At 61.6% G+C, this 9,119-nt stretch carries 20 protein-coding genes; 5 read left to right on the forward strand and 15 right to left on the reverse strand.

All coding sequences use genetic code 11. The features are described from left to right. The 15 genes from FO013_RS21855 to FO013_RS23415 all read right to left on the reverse strand — a co-directional run. On the reverse strand, positions 1–380 hold a 380-nt coding region (locus FO013_RS21855), incomplete at its 3' end, for a RusA family crossover junction endodeoxyribonuclease (RefSeq protein WP_143924674.1). Further along, positions 377–817 carry a hypothetical protein gene (locus FO013_RS21860; protein WP_143924675.1) on the reverse strand — a complete coding sequence of 147 codons (441 nt, stop codon included), beginning with the start codon at positions 815–817 and terminating at the stop codon, positions 377–379. The genes FO013_RS21855 and FO013_RS21860, both read right to left, overlap by 4 nt. Beyond that, on the reverse strand, positions 814–1,182 hold the full coding sequence (locus FO013_RS21865) for a hypothetical protein (RefSeq protein ID WP_143924676.1): 369 nt from the start codon (positions 1,180–1,182) through the stop codon (positions 814–816). Before FO013_RS21865 ends, FO013_RS21860 begins: the two co-directional genes overlap by 4 nt. 23 nt (positions 1,183–1,205) lie before the next feature. Beyond that, complete coding sequence (locus tag FO013_RS21870) at positions 1,206–1,466, reverse strand: WhiB family transcriptional regulator (RefSeq protein WP_143924677.1); 261 nt, start codon at positions 1,464–1,466, stop codon at positions 1,206–1,208. Beyond that, positions 1,450–1,953, reverse strand: a complete 504-nt coding sequence (locus FO013_RS21875) for a single-stranded DNA-binding protein (RefSeq protein WP_143924678.1) — start codon at positions 1,951–1,953, stop codon at positions 1,450–1,452. Before FO013_RS21875 ends, FO013_RS21870 begins: the two co-directional genes overlap by 17 nt. A 2-nt stretch (positions 1,954–1,955) precedes the next feature. Further along, on the reverse strand, positions 1,956–2,378 hold the full coding sequence (locus FO013_RS21880; RefSeq protein WP_143924679.1) for a hypothetical protein: 423 nt from the start codon (positions 2,376–2,378) through the stop codon (positions 1,956–1,958). Further along, complete coding sequence (locus FO013_RS21885) at positions 2,375–3,214, reverse strand: recombinase RecT (RefSeq protein ID WP_186293270.1); 840 nt, start codon at positions 3,212–3,214, stop codon at positions 2,375–2,377. Before FO013_RS21885 ends, FO013_RS21880 begins: the two co-directional genes overlap by 4 nt. After that, the gene (locus tag FO013_RS21890) at positions 3,211–4,140 is read right to left on the reverse strand and encodes a YqaJ viral recombinase family protein (protein WP_143924681.1); all 930 of its coding nucleotides are present in this window, start codon (positions 4,138–4,140) and stop codon (positions 3,211–3,213) included. Before FO013_RS21890 ends, FO013_RS21885 begins: the two co-directional genes overlap by 4 nt. Further along, positions 4,137–4,325 carry a hypothetical protein gene (locus tag FO013_RS21895; RefSeq protein WP_143924682.1) on the reverse strand — a complete coding sequence of 63 codons (189 nt, stop codon included), beginning with the start codon at positions 4,323–4,325 and terminating at the stop codon, positions 4,137–4,139. The genes FO013_RS21890 and FO013_RS21895 overlap by 4 nt, the downstream gene beginning before the upstream one ends. Continuing rightward, on the reverse strand, positions 4,322–4,540 hold the full coding sequence (locus FO013_RS21900; protein WP_143924683.1) for a hypothetical protein: 219 nt from the start codon (positions 4,538–4,540) through the stop codon (positions 4,322–4,324). The genes FO013_RS21895 and FO013_RS21900 overlap by 4 nt, the downstream gene beginning before the upstream one ends. Continuing rightward, positions 4,537–4,722, reverse strand: coding sequence for a helix-turn-helix domain-containing protein (locus FO013_RS22575; protein ID WP_186293271.1), 186 nt, complete (start codon positions 4,720–4,722; stop codon positions 4,537–4,539). The genes FO013_RS21900 and FO013_RS22575 overlap by 4 nt, the downstream gene beginning before the upstream one ends. Next, a complete protein-coding gene (locus FO013_RS22580) occupies positions 4,719–5,003 on the reverse strand; it encodes a hypothetical protein (RefSeq protein WP_186293272.1) in 285 nt (94 codons plus the stop codon). Before FO013_RS22580 ends, FO013_RS22575 begins: the two co-directional genes overlap by 4 nt. Next, a complete protein-coding gene (locus tag FO013_RS21910; RefSeq protein WP_143924685.1) occupies positions 5,000–5,209 on the reverse strand; it encodes a hypothetical protein in 210 nt (69 codons plus the stop codon). Before FO013_RS21910 ends, FO013_RS22580 begins: the two co-directional genes overlap by 4 nt. Beyond that, positions 5,206–5,562: a hypothetical protein gene (locus FO013_RS21915; protein ID WP_143924686.1), complete on the reverse strand. Its 357-nt coding sequence runs from the start codon at positions 5,560–5,562 to the stop codon at positions 5,206–5,208. The genes FO013_RS21910 and FO013_RS21915 overlap by 4 nt, the downstream gene beginning before the upstream one ends. A 58-nt stretch (positions 5,563–5,620) precedes the next feature. Then, positions 5,621–5,977: a helix-turn-helix transcriptional regulator gene (locus tag FO013_RS23415; RefSeq protein WP_143924687.1), complete on the reverse strand. Its 357-nt coding sequence runs from the start codon at positions 5,975–5,977 to the stop codon at positions 5,621–5,623. Positions 5,978–6,147: 170 nt separating this feature from the next. Here FO013_RS23415 and FO013_RS21925 point away from each other — a divergent pair, with 170 nt between their 5' ends. The 5 genes from FO013_RS21925 to FO013_RS21945 are packed head-to-tail and all read left to right on the forward strand — an operon-like array spanning position 6,148 to position 9,006. Further along, a complete protein-coding gene (locus FO013_RS21925) occupies positions 6,148–6,795 on the forward strand; it encodes a hypothetical protein (RefSeq protein WP_143924688.1) in 648 nt (215 codons plus the stop codon). Next, complete coding sequence (locus FO013_RS21930) at positions 6,792–7,169, forward strand: hypothetical protein (RefSeq protein ID WP_143924689.1); 378 nt, start codon at positions 6,792–6,794, stop codon at positions 7,167–7,169. The genes FO013_RS21925 and FO013_RS21930 overlap by 4 nt, the downstream gene beginning before the upstream one ends. Positions 7,170–7,205: 36 nt before the next feature. Next, complete coding sequence (locus tag FO013_RS21935) at positions 7,206–7,616, forward strand: ImmA/IrrE family metallo-endopeptidase (protein ID WP_143924690.1); 411 nt, start codon at positions 7,206–7,208, stop codon at positions 7,614–7,616. Continuing rightward, complete coding sequence (locus FO013_RS21940; RefSeq protein ID WP_143924691.1) at positions 7,609–7,818, forward strand: DUF3263 domain-containing protein; 210 nt, start codon at positions 7,609–7,611, stop codon at positions 7,816–7,818. The genes FO013_RS21935 and FO013_RS21940 overlap by 8 nt, the downstream gene beginning before the upstream one ends. 12 nt (positions 7,819–7,830) lie before the next feature. Further along, positions 7,831–9,006 (forward strand): site-specific integrase, encoded by a 1,176-nt coding sequence (locus tag FO013_RS21945; protein ID WP_143924692.1) that lies wholly within the window; start codon positions 7,831–7,833, stop codon positions 9,004–9,006. Positions 9,007–9,119: the final 113 nt, after the last annotated feature.

Consider the following 9,119-nt stretch of genomic DNA (forward strand, 5'->3'; position numbering starts at 1 on the left):
AATGGGACGTGCTGGTCGATGAACTTGAGGTGGATGCGGTAGTGGTCCTTCACTGGCGACCGCGGCCCCCGGCGATACGAGATCTCTCCGACGCTCTTGCTGTCGTCGTCAGCCCATGCGCCTGCGTCTGTGATGCCATCGAGCACTGCTTTGAGTGTTGGTTGGGCGTTGTCGACGTCGACCCGGCTTTTGTCGGCTGCCAAGTATCCGATCTGTGCGATCGCGATGCATGGTGTCGGGACGGTGAGTTTCTGGGACCGAGCGGTCATGTTCGCGAGAAGTCTGACGGCTTTCGTGCGCTTGGCTTTCCGTGCCCAGTGGGTGCGGTCGTTCGCGGTCTGCCACATGTCCTTGTGGATATCGACGATGAGCTCGGTCATGCCGCCATCGCCTTCCTGGCCTTTGGTCGGCGGCACTCAGCAATGAACGCCATCCCCTCCGGTGTGTTCGCATACTCGGCTGTCTCTGGGCCACTGATCCCTGTCTTATCTCGATGGATCGGTTCGACAGGCTCGAAGTGCTCACCGGACACAAAGCGGATGCCCTCGGCAAGGGTGCGGCTGATCTTCACCGTGTCCGGCTGCGCCGCCCGGGCGACAGTGCGCGGAGTACATCCGAGCATTCGACCCAAGTCAGCCATGCTGTGCTTGCCCTTGAGGTCCAGCAGTAGCGGACGGACGGTGCCGGCATCGACGTATCGGTCGGGTGCTTCCCCGGGGGTGAAGCCTTTGCGTATCTGGTCGCGGTGAGTGGCGCAGTGAGTGCGTCCATGTGTCTGATTCGTGCACCCTTCGACGGTGCAATTCGGGGTGGTCATTTCCTTCTCCATAACTTTCGTGTCTTCGTGAGGACTTTCTGGATCTGTTTGTCCGTGCATCCGCGCTGCTTCGCTTCGAGGATCACGCCGAGAAGATCGTTCTTGTATGTGACGTTCGGTTCATCGTCGCGGAGGCGCAGACCGAAATGATGCTGGGCGCCGACCCTGTACAGGTAGATCTTCTGGTTCTCGCACCTGCCGGCTTCGGATGCGCCGAATGCCCAGCCGTTTGATCCTTCGATGTGCCCGCTTAGTGGGTACGAGCCCTTACCTGTCCATGACCACCCGCAGTGCGGGCAGGTGGTATGAGGGGACTGTGCGGCGAGTTCGTCGAAGATTGAGAGCAGGACGTCAATGGCGGTCATGCCGCCTCCCTCCGGTCGTTGTATTAGTCGAGTTGTGCTCGTTGTGGTGCGGTGAGTCCGCCGCGGATCCCGAACCGGTCGTTGTGGGTTAGGCTGCGTTCTTCGCGTAGGGCGAGGTCCAAGCAGGGTTCGCGGAGTGGGCAGGTGAAGCACATGGCGATCCCGCGGTCCCCCTGGTTGGAGCCGGTGGGGAAGAACATGCGTTCCGCCTCCACCGACCCCACCTGGGCGCAGATAGCGCCCGCCCAGTCGTCACCGAACCGTGGGTCAGAACGGTGGCTCATCGTTGCCGCCGCTGAATCCCTGCGATGCGTTGTTACCCCATCCGCTCGACTGCTGTGCCTGCTGCTGGTTGCCGAAGTTGCCGCCCTGCTGCTGGCCCTGCTGTCCACCGAAGCCGCCGCCGCTCTGGTTCTTCGTAACCACTGCTGTCGCTCGGCGCAGGTTCGGGCCGAGCTCGTCGACGTCGAGTTCGACGACGGTGCGCTTCTCGCCTTCCTTCGTCTCGAAGTCGCGCTGCTTGAGGCGACCCTGAGCAACGACATTCGAGCCGCGCTGCAAAGACTCGGCGATGTTCTCGCCCAGCTTCTTCCATGCCGAGCACCGGAGGAACAGTGTGGCCCCGTCTTTGAACTCGTTGGACTGACGGTCGAACATGCGAGGTGTGGATGCGATCGTGAAGTTCGCTACCGGGTCGCCGTTCGGGGTAAACCGGAGTTCCGGATCCGCGGTGAGGTTGCCGACTACGGTGATGATTGTTTCGCTTGCCATGGTTACTGCTCCTTGATTTCCTGATTGATTGATTCGCTGATTTGCTCGATGAGACCTTGCAGCCGCATGGCGTGCTCGTTGGCCCGCTCAAGGTCATAGGTGCTGACAAGGTTTTCCGCGCTGACCTCGGCAACGAGGATCCACGGGCCCTCCTGCTCAAGCGCCCATTCGTCGCGCTCCTTGCCGCCATTCCCTCGGTATGTGTGCCCGGTCTTCGCGCTCACCCAAAGGCCCTGCTTCCACGGGTGAAGGTGGATTCGGTCGCTGTACTCAAGGGAATCGGCGGCATCCTTCACCCGCTTGTCCACTCGCTCGACGTAGGACTTGTAGACAGGAGCCATGGGGCCGGGGTGGATATCTCCGATCTCCCACGTCCTGACTCGCTGAATCCAGGTCAGGCGCTCCTTATGCTTCTTGGCGCTCATGCCGCGTTGTCCTGGATCACGCCGTCATCGTCCACGAGCGTGCCGTCGACGATTTCCTCGTCCTGCTTCTCGGTCGCGGCTAACGTGGCGCCCGCCGTGTTCATCTGGTCGGCGATCTCTTTCGTCAGCTCCCGCGCCGCGCTGCATTCCCGGTAGAGGGTTCGCACAGCCTCAGCCGTGGCACAGTCGTCGAGCTCGGCGAGCCAGTCGCGACCAGACGCGGCAGGTGTGTTCGCCCGCTCGGCCTGCTTCGATCCCTGAGCTCGCGGCATCGGCGCGGCATTCGCGGCAACGTTGACCGGATGGCCGTCCTGGTCGACCACAGCGCCGAGCTCGTCCGGGGTGTACGAGATCCCCATCAGCGCCTCGGGGCAAGCTTCGCGGGCAACCTCGGTGATTGCGCGGGCCTTGAGCATCGCGATCGGATACTTCTTCCAGTTGTCCTTGTTCGTCGACCCGGCCCGCTTCGCGTCGTCCATCGTCCACGTGACCTCGAACGTGTAATCGGGGTCGTCGTTGCGAATGATCTGCGCGGTCGCCTGCATGGCGTCACGATCAACACGAATCCGCAGGACGTGGCCGGCACGACGGACAAGCCCGCCGATGAGATTCGCCGACGCGGACGGCTTGCCTTCGATGACGTGGACCTCGTTGATCGCCTGGATCGGCGGGATCGACAGTGACTGGCCGAGCTCCATGGCGAGGAGCACGTTCGCGGGGTTTCGCTGGTACTGCTTCGGCAGGAGTGATGCCTGGGCGAGGAGCTCGGCGTACTGCTGCTTCTCGCTGATGCTCATGGCTGCTGCCGGGTTGGTGATTGCGATTTCTGTGCTCATGCTGCTGCTTCCTGTTCTTTCGCGGGGGTTATGGTCAACTTCCCCTTCGTGGTCTTTTCCTGCTGGATTGCATAGCGCTCCCATGTCTTGGGGGCCTTCTCGTGAAGCCGGGCCTCGTCGAGGACGGTCATGGTCTCGGTCTTGTCTTGCCCTTGCGTGACGGATCCGAGGTTGCCGACGTACTTCCCGCCGGGGCGTTCGGCGATCTCCTTGGCGATGAGCTTCCGCGCTTCGTCCTTCTCGGCCTTCGCCGCTTTCTCCCGGGCATGGGCTCGGGCATAGTCGGCGAGGAAAATGTCGAGCGTGTCTGGCTCCCCCATCGACTGGAACTGCTCGGCGATGGCGACGAGCTCGGCGATACGGTCGTCGTCGCGGACGATTTCGATGATGTGCGGATCCTCGAACAGGAAGTGAGGGACGAATACGCCCGGTTCAATCTCGTCGTAGAACTCGACAGCCAGGAGGTTCACGTCGGTGTCGGTGACGAACATTTCCCACTGCATCTGATCGACGTAGGACTTCGGGACGTCCGTCCGCTCCCACTTCGAGCCCTTCCACAGAGCAGTCTTGATTTGGCAGAGCAAGCTGCCAACGGTGGCGATCATGTCCGGGGTGGCACGCCAACGCGGGTCGGCGTCCTGGATGACCAGACGTGAGTTATGTGCAAGCTGGGGATAGAGTGCGGTCACGCTTGCCGCGATCTCCGGCTCCCGCTCGTGACCCCAGACGGTGAACTCGTTACCGGTCCACCTGCGCTTCGCCCCGGCCTTCTCGGCGCGGAGATTCGCCCACACGCCCGTCCCACCCGAGGCGAGCATCGCGGCCTCGGACGCGGTGACGACGATCTGCCCGTCGTCGGTGCGCATACGTGCCTCGTGCCATGCGGCTTCGTCGGTCTCGCTGTCGACTGAATATGTGTAGCTCATAGCGTGGAACCTTCCTTGACTATGGCGGCCAGTCCGCCGAACGCGACGATCATGGCGAGCAAGCCGAGACCGTTGAGCGTCAGAGTGTGATTGAAGCTGAGGAAATAGGTGATGGTCGCGACCACGATGATCGGCACGTACAGCCACCAGATGCGGCGCTTACGGTGGACAGGGTTGTGACTCATGCGGCTACCCCGCAGTTCCGGTAGTAGCTGGCATCCACGACAGCGGACTCGAGACTCCCGTCGCCGTGGCTGTCGCCTTCGAGTAGGTCGCAGTCCACTCCGGCAGGGATCGAAATGATGACCTGTTCACCTGCAGTGGTTTGGAACTCGAGGTCGATGGTGTTGTCGGAGCGAATGAAGTTCGCCGCCGCGGTTTTGGCTGTGAAGTTCTTCATGCCGCCTTCCCTCTCTGTTCTGTGAGGTACTTCTGCAGATCTGTTGGGTGGTAGCGGTAGGTGCCGCCGATGGCGATCGCTGGGAGCTTCCCGGCTTTGCGGAGCCGGTTGACGTGCTGCTCGGAGCACTGCCACTGCTCGGCGACCTGCTTTGTGGTGCGGAGCGTGTCGAGGCGGATCATGCAGCCCACCGCCCTGCATGGTGGCGAATGTCGGACCAGAGGCCGTGCTGTTCGCCTATCGACTTGAGGTTCGGATCCGCAGGTTCGAACGCGTTGATCCGGGCGAGGTCGTCGCCGGAGATCGCGGCCTCGAAGTCGAGTTGATCGCTTGACCTGTCCGAGTAGGCACTGGAAGTCCAGACACGGGCGATTGACCCTTCGAGAATGTCGACGCTGATCTTCGAGGCGTGCAAGGCGCGTCGTGCGGCCTGTAGGTGGCACTTGCCGAGTGAGTGGTTCATGCTGATTCCTTTGCTTGAGCGAGGGCCGCATCGACGCGGGCCTCCCAGTTCTTCTGGTGGAGTTCGTCCAACTGCTTCTCGTGGTCGGTGCGCATGTCCGGGCAGAGACCGCAGAGCTGGGCGTGATCTTCGATGACGTTCGCGACTGTCTGGCCGTCGAGGATGATCCCCGCGCCGCAATCGAAGCTGACGATCGTGGTGCTCATGCCGCCGCCTGCCCTTGCGCTGTGGCCCGCCAGATCAGGTTCCGATTCGAGTGCCGGGATGGCCGGGTCGGCTTCACAATGCCGATGGGCTCGATCAAGCCCTTGCGTGATGCGGCACCGATGATGGCGGGCAGAAGGTTCGGGCGCTTGAACATGGCCCGGGCAACGAGGTCGTTGGCTTCGAGTTCTTCACGGACCTCATCGGCTGAAAACTGCTGGCCCTTCTCGATGAAGCGGAGGAGCGTTGCCCGGATGATCTTCCCGGCGTTCGCTTCGACCGCATCATTTGCGGTGACGATGGTCTGCCCTGAATCTCGGAGGTCATCTCCGGTTGGGCTGATATTGTGGTTCATGTGAGTGGTCCTTTCTGGATCATGGCCCGTATCTGTTCGCGCAGATACGGGTCTTTTCTTATGCCGCGAGGCGGTCACTTTGCTGATTGGATTTCACTGCGTTTGTCACTCTGTGCACACGAGCACCATCGTGAGAGTGGAACAACTCCTCCAATTCACGATCGAGGCGACGTGCGATCTGCTTCGCCAGGTCCGCCGAGCAGTTCGCCATGGCGCCTGTCTCCAATGCGGAGATGGCGGCCTGCGTGCACTTGCACAGCATGGCGAGTTCCCTCTGCGTGAAACCGGCCTCGACCCTCCGTCTCGCGAGTCGTTCGCGATTGATAGGCCGCATGTAAACCTCCCTCAAATATCGGCTACGTGGCCGCTTGCGCTGCTTCGCCCGGGTGCCCCCTGCGATCTGGTACATAACCATTCTGTCCTCCTCAACTTTGTTTGACAAGTAGAGTCTCTTTCATTCACCACTCACTTGTCAAGCCCATCCCCAAAATCCCCTAGAACTAAGCCGTAAACTGACAATTGACTTGTACGAACCACTGGTCATAACAGTTGAACCAGTAGAACAATCCAAACGAGGATGAAGCCATGGCAGACGAACTCCGCACCTTGCAGGATCTCGCCCAGCTCGCCACCGAACGCCACGACGGCAAACGGGGACGAGCGTTGGGACGAGAAGCTGCGAAACACGAGCTCACACTGTCGTACACGACATTCGACAACATCCTCGCTGGGAAATACATGTCGACCCCGAAACGCGAAACCATCGACGCACTGGCCTTCCTGGCCGGCGTACCGAAAGAAACCGCGTACCGGGTCGCCGGCCTGCCTCTCCCGTTGGCTCCGATCGCGGACCAGCTACCGCCAGATGTTGACACGCTCGACGCAGACCAGCGCCGAGTCCTCATCGAATTGGCCCGTGTGCTCGTGAAACAAAACCGACGGATACACGATCTTGAGAAGGCAGGTGATGGCAGTGAACACAGTGCCACCTCCATGAACGACGCCGAGGGGAACTCGGCAGAAGAACAGCTCGCGGTGGACTTCACCGAGGAGAAGAAACGGCGACGCACCGACAACGTGCGCCGGCTCCACGAAACGCCGTACTTCACAGACCCGCCCGCCGCCGAGGACACGGCAGCATTCGAGGCGCCGAACCGTGGCCGAAAGATCCGAGAAGAACAAGACGCCGACGCCGAACGGCCCGACGTCACAGACGATGAGGAGAACGAATGAAGCACGCCCGCGGCCTGCGGATCACTGCCGCCATCATCGGGGCATTCGCGGTCCTGGTCGTCGTTCTCATCGTCGTCGTAACGATGGCCGAATTTGGGCCAAAGGACTACAAGGTGGCGCAGGACGGCGGGAACAGTGATTGGTCAACGATCACCGTCCCCTCCGCCTACAGCGCCGACGAATACCAGTCGATCATCGACGACGCACAGAAGGACCGCTGGGACGCTGACGGCGGCTACTATGTGCGCATCACCTGCGAAGCCGACGGCACGGTCCTGGCGAAGGCACGCGGCGCAGTCGGTGCCGAAGCGTCCGCACAGACCGGCGTCGACGACGGCGAATGGAAGATCGAAGACACCGACGCCACCTGCTGAACTACTTATGTCAGCGCCGCCTCATATGGTGCAGTCATGCATCATCCATGGAGGGAACTACGGGAGCGCGGCGACGGCGTTGTGCTGCACTCCACGAAATTCCCAGACGCTCGAATCGCCGCAACGAACGGCACCAACGCTATCTGGCTCGACGACGGGCTCCTGCAAGTAGAACGTCGTTGCGCCGTCCAACACGAGCAAGCGCACATCGACCTCGGGCACACGTCCTGCGCTGACCCGAAAGAGGAAGCTGCGGCCAGACGTATGACCGCGCAGAAGCTCATCCACTGGGACGCACTGGTCGACGCCTTCCGCTGGGCACACACTGCCGAGGAATGCGCCGACGAACTATGGGTGGTCCTGTCCGTACTTGAGGACCGTCTACGGTTCCTCCACCCTCACGAGAAGGCACTACTGAAACTGATCGGAGCAGCACGGCATGGATGACCTCGGCAGGCGGATCCTGAAACTCGAACACCAATACCCAAAATACGGCGGTCCGAAAGACCACCAGATCCGAGAACGGTTCGGAGTATCCGCCACCACCTACTTTCAGATCCTCAACACGCTCATCGACGACCCCGAAGCCGCATGGGAAGACCCCAGCCTCGTGAACCGGCTCCGGCGACTCAGGGAAGCGACCATCTAGAAGGATAAACACTTGGCACGCATACCGATCCCCGTGGGCGCATGGGGCAATATCAGCATCTCTGGAACACGTGGCAACTACCGTGCAACCGCACGATTCCGCCTCGCGAACGGCAAAACTGTCCCCAGGTTCCGGGGTGGTGCCACGAAGGAAGCAGCACGCAATGCACTCCTCGAGCACCTCACCGAACTACGCGAACAGGCGATCGCGGGTGAAGTATCCAGCACGACCACACTGGGGTCGTTCGCGTCCGACTGGTTCGAGAGGTGGGAGAACTCCGACGAGCATCCGCCGTCGACCGTGGCGACCTATACGGCAGCGGTGAAGTGGATCCGAGCCGACCTTGGCATGCTCCGTCTCGTCGAGTGCACGACAGGGAAGCTCGACAAGGGCGTGCGCCGCATCGCCGACGCCCACGGTGAAACTACAGCGAAGCAAGCTCGGACGGTGCTGCGTCACATCTTCGCCGACGCGGTGCGCCTCGATGCCCTGCCGACGAATCCTGCACTCGGCGTGGCAACAATCAAACCCCAAGCCGGGGACGTGCGAGCCATGACGCATGCCGACGTCGTAGCGCTGCGCAATGCCGCCCGACAGTGGGAGGCGACCCCACACAAATCGTTCCGCCCGTACCGTCGCGACATTCTCGACTCCATCGACGTCATGCTCGGCACCGGCGTGCGAACAGGTGAACTACTCGGCATTCGATGGCAAGACATTGACCTCGACGCCGACGTGCCCACCGTCTCCGTGATGGGGACAGTGACCGGGAAGAAGGGGCACGGTGTGATCTGGAAACCGGCGCCGAAGTCGGAGACGTCGAAGCGTGTCCTCTACCTTCCGTCCATTGCCGTCGACGCCCTACGCCGGCAGTTCGCCGACAGAGAGTATCGGGCCGAGTCTGAGGCCGTTTTTGCGTCCGAGATGGGGACGTGGCGGAACCCGTCGTCGTACCGTGTGCATTTCCGGCAGGTGCGGGAATTGGCTGGCTTGGAATGGGTGGTGCCGCGGTCAATTCGTAAGACTGTGGCTACGACCATCTACGGTGCCGACGGACTCGACAATGCGTCGAAGCAGCTTGGGCATTCGGAGATCGGGGTGACGGCCAAGCACTATGTGCAGCGGCTCAACATTGGGCCTCGTGGAGTGGTGGGCGTGCTCGACTCCTGGTTCCAAAACGCATCGTAAGCGCATTCCTGGCCGCGATTGGGCAATAAAAAAACTCCCCCACCGGGCTATATGCCCTGGTGAGGGAGGAAGTGAGTAGCGGGAGGGGGACTCGATCCCCCGACCTCACGATT

The organism is Brevibacterium aurantiacum (genome assembly GCF_007558825.1).
Lineage (GTDB): Bacteria > Actinomycetota > Actinomycetes > Actinomycetales > Brevibacteriaceae > Brevibacterium > Brevibacterium aurantiacum_A.

Excerpts from the sequence above, each read along its gene's own strand:
- FO013_RS21865 (WP_143924676.1), bottom strand. The coding sequence starts at position 1,182 with ATGACCGCCATTGACGTCCTGCTCTCAATCTTCGACGAACTCGCCGCA.
- FO013_RS21930 (WP_143924689.1), top strand. The coding sequence starts at position 6,792 with ATGAAGCACGCCCGCGGCCTGCGGATCACTGCCGCCATCATCGGGGCA.
- FO013_RS23415 (WP_143924687.1), bottom strand. The coding sequence starts at position 5,977 with ATGGTTATGTACCAGATCGCAGGGGGCACCCGGGCGAAGCAGCGCAAG.
- FO013_RS21895 (WP_143924682.1), bottom strand. The coding sequence starts at position 4,325 with ATGAGTCACAACCCTGTCCACCGTAAGCGCCGCATCTGGTGGCTGTAC.
- FO013_RS21885 (WP_186293270.1), bottom strand. The coding sequence starts at position 3,214 with ATGAGCACAGAAATCGCAATCACCAACCCGGCAGCAGCCATGAGCATC.
- FO013_RS21910 (WP_143924685.1), bottom strand. The coding sequence starts at position 5,209 with ATGAGCACCACGATCGTCAGCTTCGATTGCGGCGCGGGGATCATCCTC.
- FO013_RS21890 (WP_143924681.1), bottom strand. The coding sequence starts at position 4,140 with ATGAGCTACACATATTCAGTCGACAGCGAGACCGACGAAGCCGCATGG.
- FO013_RS21935 (WP_143924690.1), top strand. The coding sequence starts at position 7,206 with ATGCATCATCCATGGAGGGAACTACGGGAGCGCGGCGACGGCGTTGTG.
- FO013_RS21870 (WP_143924677.1), bottom strand. The coding sequence starts at position 1,466 with ATGAGCCACCGTTCTGACCCACGGTTCGGTGACGACTGGGCGGGCGCT.
- FO013_RS21915 (WP_143924686.1), bottom strand. The coding sequence starts at position 5,562 with ATGAACCACAATATCAGCCCAACCGGAGATGACCTCCGAGATTCAGGG.
- FO013_RS21925 (WP_143924688.1), top strand. The coding sequence starts at position 6,148 with ATGGCAGACGAACTCCGCACCTTGCAGGATCTCGCCCAGCTCGCCACC.
- FO013_RS21900 (WP_143924683.1), bottom strand. The coding sequence starts at position 4,540 with ATGAAGAACTTCACAGCCAAAACCGCGGCGGCGAACTTCATTCGCTCC.
- FO013_RS22575 (WP_186293271.1), bottom strand. The coding sequence starts at position 4,722 with ATGATCCGCCTCGACACGCTCCGCACCACAAAGCAGGTCGCCGAGCAG.
- FO013_RS21875 (WP_143924678.1), bottom strand. The coding sequence starts at position 1,953 with ATGGCAAGCGAAACAATCATCACCGTAGTCGGCAACCTCACCGCGGAT.
- FO013_RS21860 (WP_143924675.1), bottom strand. The coding sequence starts at position 817 with ATGACCACCCCGAATTGCACCGTCGAAGGGTGCACGAATCAGACACAT.
- FO013_RS21940 (WP_143924691.1), top strand. The coding sequence starts at position 7,609 with ATGGATGACCTCGGCAGGCGGATCCTGAAACTCGAACACCAATACCCA.
- FO013_RS21880 (WP_143924679.1), bottom strand. The coding sequence starts at position 2,378 with ATGAGCGCCAAGAAGCATAAGGAGCGCCTGACCTGGATTCAGCGAGTC.
- FO013_RS22580 (WP_186293272.1), bottom strand. The coding sequence starts at position 5,003 with ATGAACCACTCACTCGGCAAGTGCCACCTACAGGCCGCACGACGCGCC.